The 18,647-nt window shown below is 75.6% G+C and carries 13 protein-coding genes; 7 read left to right on the top strand and 6 right to left on the bottom strand.

The genetic code is table 11. The features are described from left to right. Positions 1-43: 43 nt before the first annotated feature. Positions 44-1,690 (bottom strand): hypothetical protein, encoded by a 1,647-nt coding sequence (locus HDA31_RS22745; RefSeq protein WP_178063659.1) that lies wholly within the window; start codon positions 1,688-1,690, stop codon positions 44-46. 198 nt (positions 1,691-1,888) lie between these two features. Here HDA31_RS22745 and HDA31_RS22750 point away from each other — a divergent pair, with 198 nt between their 5' ends. The 4 genes from HDA31_RS22750 (at position 1,889) to HDA31_RS22765 (ending at position 8,011) form a co-directional block, all read left to right on the top strand. Beyond that, complete coding sequence (locus HDA31_RS22750) at positions 1,889-4,699, top strand: LuxR C-terminal-related transcriptional regulator (RefSeq protein WP_184871972.1); 2,811 nt, start codon at positions 1,889-1,891, stop codon at positions 4,697-4,699. A 16-nt stretch (positions 4,700-4,715) separates the two neighbouring features. Then, positions 4,716-6,002: a nicotinate phosphoribosyltransferase gene (locus HDA31_RS22755; RefSeq protein ID WP_178063658.1), complete on the top strand. Its 1,287-nt coding sequence runs from the start codon at positions 4,716-4,718 to the stop codon at positions 6,000-6,002. Positions 6,003-6,055: 53 nt separating this feature from the next. After that, positions 6,056-6,637 (top strand): isochorismatase family protein, encoded by a 582-nt coding sequence (locus HDA31_RS22760; protein WP_178063657.1) that lies wholly within the window; start codon positions 6,056-6,058, stop codon positions 6,635-6,637. A 72-nt stretch (positions 6,638-6,709) separates the two neighbouring features. Next, a complete protein-coding gene (locus tag HDA31_RS22765) occupies positions 6,710-8,011 on the top strand; it encodes an MFS transporter (RefSeq protein WP_246384459.1) in 1,302 nt (433 codons plus the stop codon). A gap of 340 nt (positions 8,012-8,351) precedes the next feature. Here HDA31_RS22765 and ctaD read toward each other — a convergent pair whose 3' ends face one another. Continuing rightward, positions 8,352-10,109: an aa3-type cytochrome oxidase subunit I gene (ctaD, locus tag HDA31_RS22770; RefSeq protein ID WP_074473640.1), complete on the bottom strand. Its 1,758-nt coding sequence runs from the start codon at positions 10,107-10,109 to the stop codon at positions 8,352-8,354. Between the two features lie 257 nt (positions 10,110-10,366). After that, on the bottom strand, positions 10,367-11,473 hold the full coding sequence (locus HDA31_RS22775) for an FAD-dependent monooxygenase (protein WP_178063656.1): 1,107 nt from the start codon (positions 11,471-11,473) through the stop codon (positions 10,367-10,369). Positions 11,474-11,702: 229 nt separating this feature from the next. Here HDA31_RS22775 and HDA31_RS33150 point away from each other — a divergent pair, with 229 nt between their 5' ends. Further along, the gene (locus HDA31_RS33150) at positions 11,703-12,524 is read left to right on the top strand and encodes an IclR family transcriptional regulator (protein WP_246384458.1); all 822 of its coding nucleotides are present in this window, start codon (positions 11,703-11,705) and stop codon (positions 12,522-12,524) included. Positions 12,525-12,656: 132 nt separating this feature from the next. Continuing rightward, positions 12,657-13,775, top strand: a complete 1,119-nt coding sequence (locus tag HDA31_RS22785) for a glycoside hydrolase family 12 protein (protein ID WP_074473634.1) — start codon at positions 12,657-12,659, stop codon at positions 13,773-13,775. Between the two features lie 57 nt (positions 13,776-13,832). Here HDA31_RS22785 and HDA31_RS22790 read toward each other — a convergent pair whose 3' ends face one another. After that, complete coding sequence (locus HDA31_RS22790) at positions 13,833-14,618, bottom strand: aldo/keto reductase (protein ID WP_074473632.1); 786 nt, start codon at positions 14,616-14,618, stop codon at positions 13,833-13,835. Positions 14,619-14,827: 209 nt separating this feature from the next. Between HDA31_RS22790 and HDA31_RS22795 the strand changes: the two genes are divergently transcribed. Then, positions 14,828-16,018, top strand: coding sequence for a threonine synthase (locus HDA31_RS22795; RefSeq protein ID WP_178063654.1), 1,191 nt, complete (start codon positions 14,828-14,830; stop codon positions 16,016-16,018). A gap of 110 nt (positions 16,019-16,128) precedes the next feature. Here the strand turns inward: HDA31_RS22795 and HDA31_RS22800 are convergent, their stop codons facing one another. Together HDA31_RS22800 and HDA31_RS22805 are read right to left on the bottom strand one after the other, a co-directional pair. Further along, positions 16,129-17,913, bottom strand: a complete 1,785-nt coding sequence (locus tag HDA31_RS22800) for a glycoside hydrolase family 15 protein (RefSeq protein WP_178063653.1) — start codon at positions 17,911-17,913, stop codon at positions 16,129-16,131. Positions 17,914-18,068: 155 nt separating this feature from the next. Beyond that, a complete protein-coding gene (locus HDA31_RS22805; protein ID WP_178063652.1) occupies positions 18,069-18,461 on the bottom strand; it encodes a cupin domain-containing protein in 393 nt (130 codons plus the stop codon). Positions 18,462-18,647 lie beyond the last annotated feature (186 nt).

An 18,647-nucleotide genomic window follows, 5' to 3' on the forward strand; every position in this document is an offset into this window, starting at 1 on the left:
GGCCGGCCCGGCCGGGCCCCGCCACCGCGCGCCGGGCCCGCCGTCAGGCGAGCAGGATGCCGTGGTCGAGCGCATCGGCCAGCACCGTGCCGAGCGAGAGCCGGACCGCCTCGAACCGCCGGGACACCTCCCGGGTCAGCTCCAGCTCGACCTCGCGCAGGGCCCGCTGCGCCCAGGCCCGGGCACCGCCCGGGTCGTCGTTGCCGGGGCCGCGCCAGCGCTGCCAGCACCCGCCGGAGAGCCCCACGGCGATCGGCGGGAGCACCTCGGGGCGCTCCGCGCCCGGATAGCCGCGCAGCGCGTCGGACGCGCCGGGGCCGGTCAGCTCCGCCACCCCGGCGGTGCTGGTGACCAGCAGCACCCGGTCGAGGCCCCGGCCCGCCGCGTGGTCGTCGAGCCCGAACCGCACGGCCTCGGCGATCCGCCGCCGTACGCCGTCGGGGACCGGTCCGCCGAGGACCCGCTCGGCGGCGTCGTCGCAGATGGCCCGCACGGCCCGGTCGCACAGGGCGGTGGCGAACAGGGAGAGCACCTCCAGCTCCCGGTCGAGCAGTTGCGGCAGCCCCGCGCACCCGACCCCGAAGACGATCTCCTGCACCACCCGCAGGTGTGTGTCGGCCAACTCCAGGGCGACGTCCTGCCGGATCCGCTGGGCGCAGGAGCGGGCCTGCCGTTCGAGCTGACCGGCCCAGTCGGTCGCCTCCGCGCCGGGCAGGACCGGCACCCGGTCGTGCGCGCCGGGCGGCTCGGGCGGCTGGGCGCTGCACCGGCGCAGTCCCTCGTCGGCGGCCCACCCCACGACGGCCCGGCGCAGCGCCTCGGTGTCGTCGGGGCGGGCCGGGTACCACCGTGCCCGGGCCAGCCCGGGCGCGGCGGCGAGCAGCGCGGCGCGGTGCGCGGCGACCGCCACCCCGGCCGGATCCACCGACCCGGCCGACCCGGGCGGACCGGCCGGACCGGGCAGGTCAGGCAGGTCGGGCGGCCCGGCGGGCGTCGGCGGGTCAGCCGGCCCGGGCGGCCCGGCGAGCTCCGGCGACGCGGCCAGCTCCGGCGGCCCGGCCGACTCCGGCGGCCCGGCCAGCTCCGGCGACGCGGCCCAGCCCGACAGCCCCGGGGTGACGACGAAGAAGACCTCGGCCGGCAGGGCGGCGACCTCGGCCAGCAGGCGCAGCTCGGCGGCGCTGAACGCCTGGTCGGCGGCGATCACGAAGAGCAGCGCCCCGGCCCGGCCGACCGCGTCGAGCAGCAGCCGCCCGCCGGCGAGGCCGAGGGTCCCGGTGTCGGGCGTGTCGACCACGGCGAACCGCCGCAGCAGCGGCTCGGCGACGGTCAGCTCGACCCGCCGCGGCGGCCGGGCCAGCGCCGGCCCCGTCGCCGAGCCGTCCGGCGCGTACGCGTGCGGCTGCCGGTAGCCCGGCACGTACGCGGCCCGCGTCGACACCCGGGCGTGGTCGACCAGCAGCCAGCTCCCGGGCGGCACGGCGAGCCGCTCCGGGGCGAGCCCCAGCAGGGCGGCGAGCACGTCGCGGCGCGCGGCGCCGGCCGGGCCGGCGGCGACCACGGCGAGGGGCTCGCCCGCCGACGGCTCGGTGCGCCCGAGTCGGGCGGGCAGCGGGGCGCGGCGCGGCGGGGCGGCGGGGTCGCCCGGTTCGTCGGGCACGGCGACCCCGGGGAGAGGGCCCGGCTTCATCAGCGGCCTCCCGGTGCGGGCGGCCGCGGGGGACCCGGCCGCGTGGATCATCCGGCGGTGGCACCCGGATGCGGGAAGATTACGCCTTTGGGACAGCTCGACCGCGCCGGTCGGATACTCACCGGTAATCGACAGGTTACTCAACTTCGCCGCGTGACGGTGCCCGTACGGAAGGATGGCGGTCGATATGCTGCCCGGATGAGTCGGTGGGACTTCGTCGGCCGCCGCGCCGAGCTCGACCGTCTCCTGGTCGCGGCGACCGGGGCGACGGAACGCGGGCTCTTCCTCAGCGGCTCCGCCGGGGTCGGCAAGAGCCGGCTGCTGCGCGAGGCGCTCACCGCCGTCCCCGCCGACCGGCACGCCGTCTGGTCGGTCTCGGCCAGCGCCACCACCGCCGCCCTGCCCTTCGGCGGCATGGTCCAGGTGCTCCCCGCCGAGCCGCCGGAGGGGCTCTCCCCCGCCGGAGTGCTGCGCTGGGCGGTGGGCCAGTTGCAGCAGCGGGCCGCCGGGCGGCGCATCGTGCTGGCCGTCGACGACGCGCACCTGCTCGACCCGCCCTCGGCCGCGCTGGTGCACCTGGTGGCCCGCGTCGAGAACACCACGGTGATCGGGACGCTGCGCGACGGCGAGCAACTGCCGCTGCCCATCCGGGCACTGTGGACCGACGACCTGGTCGACCGCGTGGAGCTGGCCCCGCTGGGGCCCGCCGACACCGCCGGGCTGCTCGCCGCCATCCTCGGCGGCCCCGTCGACGCGTGCTCCGCCGACCGGCTGTGGCGGCTCTCCGGCGGCAACCCGCTGCTGCTGCGCGAGCTCGTCATGGGCGCGCCGGCCGACGAGCTGACCCGCACGTACGGCGTCTGGCGGTGGACCGGGCGGCCGGCGCTGGCCCCCAGCCTCACCGACCTCATCGACACCCGCATCGGGCGGCTCACGCCCGGGGTGCGGGCGGTTCTGGAGCTGGTCGCCTTCGGCGAGCCGCTCGGGCTGCGCCTGCTCGACCAGGCGGTGGAGCCGGCCGACGTGGAGACCGCCGAGGAGCGCGGGCTGATCGCGGTGGAGCCCAACGACCGCCGCACCGACGTGCGGCTGGCGCACCCGCTCTACGGCGAGATGATGCGCCGACGGTGCCCGGTCAGCCGCACCCGCCGCCTACAGGCCCGCCTCGCCGAGCTGCTGGAGGCGGCGGGGGCGCGCCGCCGCGACGACCTGCTGCGGGTGGCGGTCTGGCGGCTCGACTCCGGCACCGCGCAGGACCCGGCGCTACTGCTCGGGGCCGCCGCGCAGGCGTTCGCCCGGTACGACGTACCACTGGCGACCCGGCTGGCCCGGGCGGCGCTGGACGCCGACGGCGGCTTCGACGCCGCGGAGCTGCTGGCCACCCTCCTGATGTTCGCCGACCGGCCGGAGGAGGCGATCGCGATGCTCGACTCCGTCGCGCAGGACGCGGCGGAGCAGGCGAGGTGCGTGCGGTGGCTGACCGTCCGCGGAATGGTCAGCTACTGGGGGCTCAGCCGGGAGTCCACCGTCGACGAGATCGCGGCGCGCGGCACGGAGCTGACCGACGCCGCCGGCCGGGCCCGGGTGCACGCCTTCGAGGCGATCATGCGGCTGCACCGGCTCGACACGGCCCGGGCCGTGCGGCTGGCCCAGGCGGTGCTGGACCGCCCGGCCGCCAGCGCGGCCGCCCGGGAGCTGGCCCGCTGCACCCTCGCCCACCTCCAGGCCGCCCAGGGGCAGTTCGCCCGCAGCGGCGCGGCGATCGGGCAGGTGCAGGCCGAGGCGGCCCGCTGGCGCGCCGACATGCCCTACCTCCAGCTCGCGCTGGAGCTGGCCCGGGGCACCCGGCTCGCGCTCGCCGGCGACCTGGCCGGCATCGACGCCATCGTGGCCGACGAGTTCGCCGACCTGGCCGGGGCGGGCGACTTCCGGCTCGGCACCGGCTACCTGGGCATCCTCCGGGCGTACGCGGCGCGGCTGCGCGGCAGCAGCGGCACCGCGCTGAAGACGGCCCTGGAGGCGTGCGCGGTGCTCGCCACCAGCCGGGTGTACGCGGGCCTGGCCCACGCCGAGCGGGCGCAGGCGGCGGCGCTGCGGGGCGACGCCGCGCACGCCGCCGAGGCGATGGCCGAGGCGGACCGCACCCACGCCCCCGGGATGGCGGTGCTCTACCCCTGGCTGGAGCAGGCCCGGGGCGCGGTGCTCGCCGCCGGCGGCGACCAGGCCGGCGCGACCAAGCACCTCGCCGCCCTCGCCGACCGGCTCCGCGACGACGGGCTCGCCGGCCACGAGCTGCTCGTCCTGCACGACCTGGTGCGGCTGGACGCCGCCGCCGCGCCCGTGGGGCCGACCTGCACCGACGGCGGCCGGCGGACGGTCGCCCAGCGGCTCGCCGAGCTCTGCGAACGGGTCGACGGCCCGCTGCCGCCCCTGCTGGCCCGGTACGCCCGGGCCGCCGTCGCCGGACCGGCCGACGACCTGCTCGCGGTCGCCGACGGCCTCGCCGCGCTGGACCTGCGGGTCTGGGCCGCCGAGGCGGCCGCGACGGCGGTGCACCGGCTGCGCGGCGGCCGCTCCGGCGCGGCGGTCGCCGCCCACGGGCGCCTCGGCGAGTTGCTCGGGCGGTGTGACCAGGTCGACACCCCCGCGCTGCGGCTCGGGGAGCCCGCCCTGACCGACCGGGAGTGGGAGGTCGCCCGGCTCGCCGCCGAGGGCGTCACCAGCCGCGCCATCGGCGAGCGCCTCTTCCTGTCCAGCCGCACCGTGGACAACCACCTGCACCGGATCTACCACAAGCTCGGCGTGACCGGCCGGGCCGAGCTGCGGTCCGCCCTACGCTGGCCATCGGGTTCTCCGGGCTCTGCGGGCTCTCCGGGTTGTCCCGGTTCTCCGGACCCTCCGGGCGACGGCGGCGGGCGGCACTTCCCGGGCGGCGACGGCGGGTGGCCCCGCCCCGGCCCCGACGAGGGGCGGCCCTTCCCGGGCCAGGGGGGCGAGCCGGAAAGGTGAACTCTAGGCTGGGCAGGTGAGCACCTTTCGCCCCGCGCTGCTGACCGACCACTACGAGCTGACCATGGTCAGTGCCGCCCTGGCCGACGGCACCGCCGACCGCCCGTGCGTCTTCGAGGTCTTCAGCCGTCGGCTGCCCACCGGCCGCCGCTACGGGGTGGTGGCAGGCACCGCCCGGCTGATCGACATGATCCGCGACTTCCGCTTCTCCGCCGACGAGGTCGACTTCCTGCGCCGCACGGGCGTCGTCGACGACGCCGGCGCGGAGTGGCTGGCCCGCTACCGCTTCACCGGCGACATCGACGGATACGCCGAGGGCGAGCTGTTCTTCCCCGGCTCGCCGATCCTCACCGTCTCCGGCGGCTTCGCCGAGTGCGTCGTGCTGGAGACGCTGGTGCTGTCGGTGCTCAACTACGACTGCGCGGTCGCCGCGGCGGCCGCCCGGATGGTCACCGCCGCCCGGGGCCGCGCGCTGATCGAGATGGGCTCCCGGCGGGCCCACGAGGAGGCGGCCGTCGCCGCGGCGCGGGCGGCCTACCTGGCCGGGTTCCGGTTCACCTCCAACCTGGCCGCCGGCCAGCGCTACGGCATCCCGACCGCCGGCACGGCCGCGCACGCGTTCACCCTGCTGCACGACGACGAGCGGGCCGCGTTCGCCTCGCAGGTCGCCACGCTGGGCAAGGACACCACGCTGCTGGTCGACACGTACGACATCAGCCAGGGCATCCGCAACGCCATCGCGGTGGCCGGGCCGGAGCTGCGGGCCGTCCGGATCGACTCCGGCGACCTCGCGGTGATCGCCCAGCAGTCGCGCGAGCTGCTCGACTCGCTCGGCGCCACCGAGACGAAGATCATCGTCTCCGGCGACCTCGACGAGTACGCCATCGCCGCGCTCGCCGCCGAGCCCGTCGACATGTACGGGGCGGGCACCGCCGTCGTCACCGGCTCCGGCGCGCCCACCGCCGGGCTGGTCTACAAGCTGGTCGAGGTGGCCGGGCGGCCGGTCGTCAAGCGCTCCGAGCACAAGGCCACCATCGGCGGCCGGAAGGTCGCGGTACGCCGGCACAAGCCCACCGGCACCGCGACCGAGGAGATCATCGTGCCGCAGGGCGTGCCCGACCGGCAGCCGCACGACCGGCTGCTCCAGCGGACGTACGTGGCCGGCGGCGAGCCGGTCGAGCCGCCGACGCTGGACGAGTCGCGGGAACACCTGCGGCAGTGCCTCATCTCGATCCCGTGGGAGGGCCTCAAGCTCTCCGCCGGCGACCCGGCGGTCCCGGTGACCGTCGTCCCCGCCGGCTGACCCGACCGACACCCGACCCCCGTCGCCCCGCACCGCGAAGGAGCACCCCTGGCATGGCGAACGCGCTGATCATCGTCGACGTGCAGAACGACTTCTGCGAGGGCGGCTCCCTCGCGGTGGCCGGCGGCGCCGGCGTCGCGGCGGGGATCTCCCGGCTGCTCGCCGCAGAGCCCGACCGCTGGGACCACGTGGTGGCGACGAAGGACTACCACGTCGACCCGGGCGCGCACTTCGGCAACCCGCCCGACTACGTCGACTCCTGGCCCGCCCACTGCGTCGTCGGCACGCCCGGCTCGGAGTTCCACCCCGAGCTGGCCACCGGCCGGATCGAGGCGATCTTCCACAAGGGCGAGCACGCGGCGGCATACTCCGGCTTCGAGGGGCACGCCGCCGACGGCGAGCACCTCGCCGACTGGCTCCGCGCCCGCGGGGTCGACCGGGTCGACGTGGTCGGCGTCGCCACCGACCACTGCGTACGGGCCACCGCCCTGGACGCCGCCCGGGAGGGGTTCGCCACCACCGTCCTGCTCGACCTCACCGCCGCCGTGGCGCCCGAGACGCTGGACGTGGCCCTGCGGGCGATGGAGGGGGCGGGGGTGGCGATGACCGGCACGCCGGTGGTCAGAGCCGCCTGAACGGGTAAACCGCTGGCGGGTGTCACACCCCCGGTCGAGGATGTCGGGCGGAGGTGTCCCACCGTCGTGAACATGTCGCCCTACCGGCAGGCGCTCGCCCTGCCCGGCCTTCGGTCGCTGCTGCTGGTCTCCGTGCTCGCCCGCGTTCCGCTCACCGCGACCGGGGTGACCATCACCTTCCACGTGGTGCTGGACCTCGGCCGGGGCTACGGCGCGGCCGGCCTGGTCGGGGCGGCGATGACCGTCGGCGCGGCACTCGGCGGCCCGCTGCTCGGGCGGCTCGTCGACCGGCGCGGCCTGCGCCCGGTGCTCGTGCTGACCACCGCCGCCGAGGCGATCTTCTGGTCCACCGCGCCGGCACTGCCGTACCCGGTGCTGCTGCCGGCCGCGTTCGTCGCCGGCCTGCTCGCCCTGCCGATCTTCTCGGTGATCCGGCAGTCCATCGCCGCGCTCGCGCCGCCCGAGCACCGCCGCCCGGCGTACGCGCTGGACTCGATGTCGGTGGAGCTGTCGTTCATGGTCGGCCCCGCCCTCGCCGTGGCGATGTCCACCGCCGTGTCCGCCCGGGTCACCCTCTACGCGGTCGGCGCGGGCATCGTCGCCGCCGGCATCACCCTCTGGCTGCTCGACCCGCCCACCCGCGCCGCCGACGAGCCCGCCCCGCAGCGGCGTCGGGTGCCCCGCCGGGAGTGGCTGACCCGCCGGATGGTCGCCGTCCTCGCCGTGAGCCTCGCCACGACCCTCGTGCTCGGGGGCACCGACGTCGCGGTCGTCGCCGTGCTGCGCGCCGGCGGCGAGGTCGGCTGGACCGGGGTGGTGCTCGCCGCGTGGGCGGTCGCGTCGCTGGTCGGCGGCTTCGCGTACGGCGCGGTCAGCCGCCCGGTCTCGCCCCTGGCCCTGGTCACCGTGCTCAGCCTGTGCACCATCCCCGTCGGGCTCGGCGGCGCGCACTGGTGGCTGCTCTGCCTGGCCCTCGTCCCGGCCGGGATGCTCTGCGCGCCGACGCTCGCCGCGACGGCCGACACGGTCAGCCGGCTCGTCCCGGCCGAGGTGCGGGGCGAGGCGATGGGCCTGCACGGCTCGGCGGTGACCGTCGGCATCGCCCTCGGTGCGCCGCTGGCCGGCGCGGTCATCGACGCCTCCGCCCCGCCGTGGGGCTTCGTGGTCACCGGCGCGATCGGGCTGCTGGTCGCCGCCGCCGTGCTCCCCGCCGAGCTGCTCCGCCGCGCCACCCCGACGGCGGCCACCCCGACGATGGCCGCCCCGACGATGGCCGCCCCGGCTCCCGCGGCGGACCCGTTCCCGGCCGAACCGGTTCCCGCGTCGCCGTGCCCTGCTGCGCCGGCCTCCGCCACCACCGGCGTCACCGATTGACCCGCTGCGCACGGTGGCACGGCGTGCACGGTGGGGCCGGGGCCGACCGTGCCCGGCTCCGGGCGGTCAGGCTTGATCCCTCCGCCGGTCACGGTCGGCCCCGGCCGTCGGTGGTCACCCGGGTCGCGGGCCGCGAAGGCCAGTCGGCACCGCCGCCCCGCGCCTGATCGCCCCGCCATGTCGGTGACACGGCGGTATCCCATCCCCTCCGACCCCGCCATGTCGCCGACATGGCGAGCAACCCAACCGAGCAACCCAACCGGGCGGGCTGGCCCAGGGCGGCGACGGGCGCCGCGCCCCGGGTGGGGTGCGGCGCCCGTCGTACGGGTTGACCGGCGGCTCAGCGCTGGTCGACGTTGCCCGCCTTGTCCTCCTGGTAGCTGGCACCGTTGTCGGACTCGCTGGTCAGCGGCTTCGAGCCGCCCTCGGGCGGGCCGGCGAGGCTCTGGCCGGCGGCCAGCTCGGGGAACTTCGCGTCGAACGCGGGGCGCTCGGAGCGGATCCGGGGCATCCGGTCGAAGTTGCGCAGCGGGGGCGGCGAGCTGGTCGCCCACTCCAGCGAGTTGCCGTGGCCCCACGGGTCGTCGACCTCGACCACCGGGCCGGTCTTGTACGACTTCCAGCAGTTCCAGATGAACGGCAGGGTCGAGATGCCGGTGATGAACGCCCCGATCGTGGAGATCATGTTGAGCGTGGTGAAGCCGTCGCCGGGCAGGTAGTCGACGTACCGGCGGGGCATGCCCTCGTTGCCCAGCCAGTGCTGCACCAGGAACGTGGTGTGGAAGCCGATCATGGTCAGCCAGAAGTGGATCTTGCCCAGCCGCTCGTCGAGCATCCGGCCGAACATCTTCGGGAACCAGAAGTAGATGCCGGCGAAGACGGCGAACACGATCGTGCCGAACAGCACGTAGTGGAAGTGCGCCACCACGAAGTACGAGTCGTGCACGTGGAAGTCCAGCGGCGGGCTGGCCAGGATCACGCCGGTGAGGCCGCCGAAGAGGAAGGTCACCAGGAAGCCGATGGCGAAGAGCATCGGCGTCTCGAAGGTGATCTGGCCCCGCCACATGGTGCCGATCCAGTTGAAGAACTTCATGCCGGTCGGCACGGCGATCAGGTAGCTCAGGAAGCTGAAGAACGGCAGCAGCACCTGGCCGGTGGAGAACATGTGGTGCGCCCAGACGCTCATCGACAAGGCGGCGATGGCGATGGTCGCGGCGACCAGCCCCTTGTAGCCGAAGATCGGCTTGCGGGAGAAGACCGGGATGACCTCGGTGATGATGCCGAAGAACGGCAGCGCGATGATGTACACCTCGGGGTGGCCGAAGAACCAGAAGAGGTGCTGCCAGAGCATCGGGCCGCCGGTGGCCGGGTCGTAGACGTGCGCGCCGAGCAGCCGGTCTGCGGCGAGCGCGAAGAGCGCGGCGGCCAGCAGCGGGAAGATCAGGATCGCCAGCAGGCTGGTGACCAGCATGTTCCAGGTGAAGATCGGCATCCGGAACATCGTCATGCCGGGGGCGCGCAGGGTCAGGATCGTGGTGATCAGGTTGACCGCGCCGAGGATGGTGCCCAGACCGGAGATGGCCAGGCCGACGACCCACATGTTCGCGCCGACGCCCGGCGAGTGCTCGGCGGTGCTCAGCGGGGTGTACGCGGTCCAGCCGAAGTCGGCCGCGCCGCCCGGGGTGAGGAACCCGGCGGTCGCCATCGTGCCGCCGAACAGGTAGAGCCAGTACGCGAAGGAGTTCAGCCGGGGGAACGACACGTCCGGGGCGCCGATCTGCAGCGGCACCACGTAGTTCGCGAAGGCGAACACGATCGGCGTCGCGAAGAACAGCAGCATGATCGTGCCGTGCATCGTGAACAGCTGGTTGTACTGCTCCGGCGACAGGAACTGCAGCCCCGGGCGGGCCAGCTCGGCCCGCATGATCAGCGCCATCAGGCCACCGATCATGAAGAACGCGAACGCGGTGACCATGTACATGATCCCGATCTGCTTCGCGTCCGTGGTGCGCAGCAGCCGCGCGATTGCCGACCCCTTGACCGGCTCTCGGACCGGCCAGGGCCGGGTCACGACCGGCTTGGGTGCGACGGTGGTCACGAGTGGCCTCCGGTTCTGGGTTGTCCCGCTGGCACGCCCTGGTTATCTGCGAGCCGTCATCCGCAAGGAGGATAGTCCCCGGCAGGTGGGGGTGCCGCGTGGGGTGGCCGGCTACGATCACGCCCCGTTCGCACGCGCTCGCGCCGGCGCGAGCGACGGCCCGCGCGCCCGTCGTCGGCGTCAGGGCCGATGCGGCGGGCGGCCGACACGCGGGCGCGACCGACCGCCCCGCGCGCCGGGGCGACCGACGACCCCGCTCACACCGGCTTGACCAGCAACCCGTAGTGCGCGCCGAAGATCTCCGCCCCGCGCCGACGCAGGAACGGGTCGCGCAGGGCCGGCGGCACGTCGCGGGTGCGGTTGCGGTCCCGGGTCCGGTCCCGCACCCACTGGGTACGCGGGCGACGGCGGCTCTCGTACGCGACCAGGGCCTCCTCGACGGTATCGGTGGAGGTCAGCGACTCGGCCAGCACCACGGCGTCCTCCAGGGCCATGGCGGTGCCCTGGGACAGGGTCGGCGCGGTGGCGTGCGCGGCGTCGCCGACGAGCAGCACCCGCCCCCGGGACCACCGGCCCAGCTCGACCTCCTCGGTGACGCCGACGTGCACCTGCTCCAGCGCGTCGAGGACCTCGGGCACCGGGCCGGCGTACGCGCCGAACAGCTCGGTCAGCCGCGCGACGGGGTCGGCAGGGGCCACGGTGCCCACTTCGTCGGCGTAGCAGTAGAGCCGGCCGGCCCCGAGCGGCACGACGAGGAAGCCGGCCTGCTGGCCGAGCAGCGCGGTCCACTCGTCGACCGGCGGGCCGCCCCGGACGACGCCCCGGTAGACGACGTGCCCGGCCGGGCGGGGCGCCCCGCCGAGCGCGGCCAGGGCGCGCACGGCCGAGCGGGGACCGTCGGCGCCGATCACCAGGTCGTACTCGGCGGTGGCGCCGTCGGCGAAGGTGATGCCGACGGCGGCCGGCAGCAGCTCGACCTCCCGCACCTCGACGCAGTGGCGGACCTCGCCGCCGGCGCCGGTGAGCAGCACCCGGTGCAGTTCCGACCAGGGCAGCGCGCGGCACTCGCCGACGTCCGCCCAGAGCGACCCCAGGTCGACCTCGCAGAGCGGGTCGCCGGCGGCGTCGAGGAAGCACTGCCGGCGGATGATCTGCCCGAGGGGGCGCACGGGGCCGTCGAGGTCGAGTCCGCGCAGGGCGCGGGCCGCGTTGCCGGGCAGGTAGAGGCCGGTGTCGACGAGGGCCGACGCGGGCAGGCGCTCGGTGACGTCGGGCCGGAGACCCACCCTCCGCAGTGCCCGGGCCACGGCCAGACCGGCGATGCCCGCGCCGACGACGAGGATGCGCAGGGGGGAGCCACCCATCGTGGTGTACGCCTCCGGGGGGTAGCGGCACGCGTTGGAGGCAAGACACTACTCGGTGCGATCGACGCACGCCAGGGCCGTTCGTCTCGGGCGGGTCGACCCTCGACGGGTTGCGTCGATCGCCGGGGGACGCCCCACGGGTCGGCCGGGCGGGCGAAAAAGTTGTTCCGCGAGGTGAACTCCGTTCCGCCGGTGGGCCGATCCATCGACGACCGCTAAAGTGTTCCGGGTGACGGCGGGCGACGCGCACCGGGCGGTGAAGTCGGCCGGTCGCGCGCTTGACGTGCTGGAGGCCCTCGCGGCGGCCGGCGGCCCGCGCCCGCTGGGCGAGTTGAGCCGGGCGCTCGGCATCCCCAAGAGCAGCCTGCACGCGCTCCTGCGCACCCTGCTGGCGCGGGGCTGGGTGGAGACGGACGACGGCGGCGGCCGGTTCGCGCTCGGCCTGCGGGCCCTGGAGGTCGGTGCGGCCTACCTGGGGCGCGACGGCGCGACGGGCCTGCTGGGCGGCGTGCTCGACCGGCTGGCGGCCCGGTTCGCCGAGACCGCGCAGCTGTTCCGCCTCGACGGCGGGTCGGTGGTGCTGCTGGCCCGGCGGGAGTCGCCGCACGCGCTGCGCGCGTACCACCCGGTCGGCTGCCGGCTGCCGGCGCACGCCACGGCGGCGGGCCGGGCGCTGCTGGCCCAGCGGCCGGACGACGCGGTGGACCGGCTGCTGAGCTGGCCGCTGCCGGCCCGGACGGCGAGCACGGCGACGGGGCCGGCGTGGCTGCGCGCCGAGCTGGCGGCGGTACGCGAACGGGGCTGGGCGGCGGAGGCGCAGGAGTGCGACCCGGGGCTGGCGGCGGTCGCGGTGGCGGTGCCGCTGCGGCGGCCGGCGACGGAGGCGATCGCGCTCTGCGCGCCGGTGGCGCGGCTGGGGCCGCAGACCCGGGCGCAGATGGCCGCCGCGCTGGTCGAGGCGGCCGGGCGGGTGGGCGCGGGGCGCTGGCTGCTGGCCGGGGATTCGTGGCCGCCGTTCGACGGGCCGAACGCCGACTCCCCGCTAGCTTAACCGTTTCATTTGCGCAACGGTTTCAAACATGTAAATGTGTCGGCGGAGCGTGGGAGCGCTCCCGCACCCACCTACCGACCACACCGCACCCCGACCCGTCCCGAGCGTTTCGCCGTCGCAGCAAGGAGCATCATGAAGCGTCCACTCCGCGCCCTCGCGGCCGCCGGCCTCCTCGCGGCCGCCTCGATCGTCGCCGTCGCCGTCGGCGGCACGGCCTCCGCCGACACCCAGATCTGCGAGCAGTTCGGCTCGACGGTCATCGGCGGCAAGTACGTCGTGCAGAACAACCGCTGGGGCACCACCGCCCAGCAGTGCATCAACGCCACCAGCACGGGCTTCGAGATCACCACCCTCAACGGCAGCAGCCCGACCAACGGCGCGCCGACCGCGTACCCGTCGATCTTCGTCGGCTGCCACTACACGAACTGCTCGCCGGGGACCAACCTGCCGGTGCAGGTCAGCCAGATCAGCAGCGCCCCCGGCAGCATCAACTACCGCTACGTCAGCGGGGCCATCTACAACGCCTCGTACGACATCTGGCTCGACCCGAGCCCCAAGCGGGACGGGGTGAACCAGATGGAGATCATGATCTGGCTCAACCGGCAGGGCCCGATCCAGCCGATCGGCTCCCCGGTGGGCAACGCCAACATCGCCGGCCGCAACTGGGAGGTCTGGCGCGGCAACAACGGCGGCAACAACGTGATCTCCTACGTCGCGTCGTCGGCGATCCCCAGCCTGAGCTTCGACGTGCTGCACTTCATCAACGACACCCGCAACCGCGGGGCGATCACCAACTCCTGGTACCTGACCAGCATCCAGGCCGGCTTCGAGCCCTGGCAGGGCGGCGCCGGGCTGGCCGTGACGAACTTCTCGCAGAGCGTCAACACCGGCGGCACCCCACCCACCACCAACCCGACCCCGCCCCCGGGCACCGGCGCCTGCGCGGTGAAGTACACGGCCAACTCGTGGAACAACGGCTTCACCGCCGACGTGCAGATCACCAACACGGGCACGGCGACGCTCAACGGCTGGACGCTGAACTACAACCTGCCGGGCGGCCAGCAGATCACCGGCTCGTGGAACGCCACCGTGTCCCAGAGCGGCTCGGCCGTGACGGCGCGCAACATCAGCCACAACGGCACGCTCGCCCCGGGCGGCACGGCCAGCTTCGGCTACCAGGGCACGCTGAGCGGCGCGTACTCGTCGCCGAGCAGCTTCACCCTCAACGGCATGACCTGCACCCGCTCCTGACCACCACCGCAGGCGCGGGGGCGGCCCGGTCCGGGCCGCCCCCGCGCCGCGTGCAGGTCAGCCGCCGAGGGCGTCGATGTCGTGCATCTCCTCGGCGGTCAGCGAGAATCCCCAGATGTCGGCGTTGGCGCGGATCCGCTCCGGGGTGACCGACTTCGGGATCACCACGATCCCGTGGTCGACGTGCCAGCGCAGCACCACCTGGGCCGGCGACACGTCGTGCGCGGCGGCGATCCGGGTCAGCACCGGGTCGGACAGGTCGGTGGACTTGAACGGGCTGTACCCCTCCAGCACCACGCCCCGGTCCCGGTGCTCGGCGTGCCGCCGCCGGTCGTACAGCGCGGGACCCCAGCGGATCTGGTTGACCGCCGGGACCTCCCCGGTGGCCTGGATCAGCTCGTCGAGCTGGCCGGTGCCGTAGTTGCTCACCCCGACGGCGCGGGTCAGGCCCTCGTCCCGCGCGGCGAGCAGCTCCCGCCACACCGGGATGCTGTCCGACGCCGCCGACGGCGGCCAGTGGATCAGCCAGAGGTCGACGTGGTCGAGGCCCAGGGCACGCAGGCTGGCCTCGATCGTCTCGCGCTCCCGGCCCACCCGGTCGGGCGGCAGCTTCGTGGTGACGAAGACGTCCTCCCGGCGCAGTCCGCTGTCGCGGACCGCCCGGCCCACCTCCGCCTCGTTGCCGTACATGGTGGCGGTGTCGACGTGCCGGTAGCCGGCGTCGAGGGCCGCGAGCACCGCCGCGTGCCCGGCCTCGCCGGTGGCCTGCCAGGTGCCGAAGCCGAGCAGCGGCATCCGCACGTCGCCGGGGAGCAGCACGGTGGGCTGGTCGAGAGTGTCCATGGCCGCTGTCGTACCCCTGATCGCGCCGGCCATGCCCGCCGCGGCACGCACGCCGCACGGCGCCCGCCTGCGCGACCGCCCGGTTCGGCGCAGAATGCGGGGGTGGCCGACCGCCTGGAGGAGCACCGCCGCCCTCCACCTCTGCGCCGGCGCGGCCACGACCACCGGCGTGACCTGAGAGCTCCGAGCCGAGGGCGGGAGAACCCACCGTGTACCTGACGCACCTGGAGTGCCCGCGCTGCGGGCGGGCGTACCCGGCCGCGGAGCCGCAGAACCTGTGCGCCTGCGGGTCGCCCCTGCTGGCCCGCTACGACCTCGCGGCCGTGGCCGCCGCGGTCACCCCGGAGCGGTTCGCGCTGCGCCCGGCCGACCTGTGGCGCTACCGGGAGCTGCTGCCCGTGGCCGACCCCCGGCACGTCACCACGCTGGGCGAGGGCTGGACGCCGCTGCTGCGCGCCCCGGCGTACGGGGCCCGGATCGGCATCCCCGACCTGATCGTCAAGGACGAGGGGCTCACCCCGACGGGGTCGTTCAAGGCGCGCGGCGCGGCGGTCGGCGTGAGCCGGGCCCGGGAGCTGGGCGTCCGGCGGATCGCCCTGCCGACCAACGGCAACGCGGGCGCGGCCTGGGCGACGTACGCGGCCCGCGCCGGTCTCGCCGCGACCGTCGTGATGCCGCTGGACGCGCCGGCCATCTGCCGACGGGAGGTGCTGGCCGCCGGGGGCGACCTGCGGCTGGTCGACGGGCTGATCGGCGACGCCGGGCGGCACGTGGCCGCGCTCGTGGCGGCGGCCGGCGGCGCGGTCTTCGACGCCGGCACGCTGCGCGAGCCCTACCGGCTGGAGGGCAAGAAGACCATGGGGTACGAGATCGTCGAGCAGCTCGGCTGGCAGGTGCCGGACGTGATCGTCTACCCGACGGGCGGCGGGGTGGGGCTGATCGGCATCCACAAGGCCATGCAGGAGCTGCACGGGCTGGGCTGGATCACCGACCGGCCGCCCCGGCTGGTCGCCGTGCAGTCGACCGGCTGCGCGCCGATCGTGCGCGCCTTCGCCGCCGGGGAGGACCGGGCGCGGCCGTGGGCCGACGCGCGCACCGTCGCGTACGGGATCACCGTGCCGGCACCGCTCGGCGACGAGCTGATTCTGGGCGCGCTGCGCGCCAGCGCCGGCACGGCGATCGCGGTGGACGACGCGGAGCTGCTGGCCGACCTGCGGCGCTTCGGCGTCGACGAGGGGCTGCTGCTCTGCCCGGAGGGGGCGGCCTGCCTGACCGCCGCCCGGCACCTGCGCGAGGGCGGCTGGATCCGGGCCGGGGAGCGGGTGGTGGTGCTCAACACGGGCGCCGGGCTGAAATACCCGGAGACGGTGGACGTCTCGGCGGTCCCGGTCGTGGCCTGACGCCGACCCGCCTTGGTGCAAGGAAGGGCCCCTTGTTAACGCTTTCGGTATAGGAAGGGCCCCTTCCTAACACGCCGCGGCCGGGCGGCCGACCCGCCGGGCGCGGCGGGTCAGCTCGTCGTCGGGTCGGTCAGCCGCCACGCGGCGTTGACCAGCCCGATGTGCGACAGCGCCTGCGGCGTGTTGCCGAGGTGGAGGCCGCTGCCCGGGTCGATCTGCTCGGGCAGCAGCCCCACGTCGTTGGCGTGCCCGAGGAGCCGTTCGAACAGCCGCCGGGCCCGGTCCCGCTCGCCGGTCAGCACCCGGCACTCCACCAGCCAGAACGAGCACAGCGGGAAGCCGGCGGGGTCCGTGGACCAGCGCCGCACCAGGCCGTCGCCGGCGCCCAGCTCGCGCTCGACCGCCTCGATGGTGGCGCGCATCCGGGGCTCGGTCGCGTCGGCGAAGCGCACCAGGGGCAGCAGCAGCGCCGAGGCGTCCAGCTCCGGCGAGCCGAAGGCCCCCGTGTACGCGCCGACCCGCTCGTTCCAGCCCTCCCGGAGCACCATCACGCGGATCTCGTCGCGGGTCGCCGCCCAGCGGCCCGGGTCGGCCCGCCCACCGAGCTGCGGGGCCAGCGCCACCGCCCGGTTCAGCGCCACCCAGCAGAGCACCTTGGACGACAGGTAGTGCCGGTCGGCGTCCCGGGTCTCCCACATCCCCCGGTCGGGCAGCCGCCACGTCGTGGCCACCTGGTCGGCGAGGCCGACCACCATCTCCGCCAGCTCGTCGGCGAGCGTGTCGCCGAGCTGCTCGTGCAGCCGCCAGACCGCCGAGATCACCTCGCCCGGCACGTCGAGCTGCCGCTGCCGCCAGGCGTCGTTGCCGAGGCGGACGGGCCGGCTGTCGGCGTATCCCCGCAGGTGGGGGCAGTCGTGCTCGGAGAGGTCCCGCTCCCCCTCCAGCCCGAACAGCACGGGCACCGGCGCGTCGCCGATGCGGCCGATCGAGCGGGCCGCCCAGGCGAACAGCCGGGACGCCTCCTCCGGGCAGGCCGCCACCCAGAGGGCGCGCATCGTCGAGGCGAAGTCGCGCAGCCAGGAGAACCGGTAGTCGTAGTTGCGGTCGCCGCCGAGGCGTTCCGGCAGCGACGTGGTCAGGGCCGCGGCGACCGCGCCGCTGCGGGCGTACGTGAGGCCGGTGAGCACGACCGCGCTGTGCCGGACCTGCGGGACGTACTCCCCCTCGTAGTGGTGGGACTCGCGGAACGCCTGCCACGCCCGGGTGGTGTCGGTGAGCGCGGCGACCGGGTCGAGGCGCACCGGCGGGCCGCCGTACGCCGGGGCGTACGCGAGGGTGAAGCCGACGGTCTCACCGGCCGCGACCGTGAACTCCTGCCGGACCCGGTCGCGGTCCGCGCGCAGGGCGGGCCCGGTGCCGGCCAGCACCAGCACCGCGGGGCCGGCGGCGGCCAGCACGCTGCCGTCGGCCTGCTCGTGCAGGTACGGCGTGAGCAGGCCGTGCTCCGGCCGGGGCGCGAGGTCCAGGCCCATCCGGACCCGGCCGGTGAGCCCCTCGACGACCCGCAGCAGCACGGCCGGGGAGTTCATGCCCAGCTCGTGACCGCGCGCGCCGGACTCGGCGGCGAGCGCGTCGGTGACCGCGACGCTGCCGGCGGGCGTGTGGTGGACGGTGCGCAGCACCAGGGTGTCCGGCCGGTACGCCCGCTCGACCCGCGACGGCGCGAGCGGTGCGAGCCGCCAGTGCCCGGCCGCCGGGTCGAGCACCCGGCCGAGGACGGCGGCCCCGTCGAACCGGTCCGGGCACCACCAGTCGATCGAGCCGTCCCGGCCCACCAGCGCGCCGGAGCGGCAGTCGGACAGGAAGGCGTAGTCGGAGATGGGCGGCTGGTCCACCCGCCCGGGGTACCCGCGCCGGCCCCGATCAGACAGCGGCCCCGGTCAGACAGCCGGCCCCCCGACCAGGCAGCCGGCCTCGACCGGCCGGCGGCCCCTCGGACGGCGGGCCCGGACCGCCGCGCGGGCGGGCCCGGGCCGCGCGCCCGCCGGCCTCAGGCGGTGGGCGGCTCGTCCTCGCCGGCCGCCTCCGCCGCGTCGGCCTCCGCCTTGGTGTGGTGGACGGCCTGGTCGGCGTGCTCGGGCGGGCCGTAGACGGTGTAGAGCACCAGCGGGTTGGGGCCGGTGTTGACGAAGTTGTGCTTGGTGCCGGCGGGCACCACCACCAGGTCGCCCTGGGCGACCTCCTTCGTCTCGCCGGCGACCCGGGCCTCTCCGGTGCCGCTGACGAAGGTGAGGATCTGGTCGATGCCCTCGTGGACCTCCTCGCCGATCTCACCGCCCGGCGGGATCGTCATGATCACCAGTTGGGTGTGGTCACCGGTCCACAGCACCCGGCGGAAGTCCGGGCTCTTCTCGGCGACGGTCGCGATCGTGAAATGCTCCATGGCCCGCACATACCCGGTCCCGCCGCGCGTCACGCCGGGAACGACGGATGGTGCGATTTCCCACTGATCCGAGGTTTGGACCCGTGCGGACCGGGCATCGACACCTCGACCGGCGCACCCGTCCGGTCGAGCCAGGTCCCCGCCGGCGTACCGCCGTACGGCTGCGGTGGCGGGAGACGGCCGGAG

Source organism: Micromonospora carbonacea (assembly GCF_014205165.1).
GTDB lineage: Bacteria > Actinomycetota > Actinomycetes > Mycobacteriales > Micromonosporaceae > Micromonospora > Micromonospora carbonacea.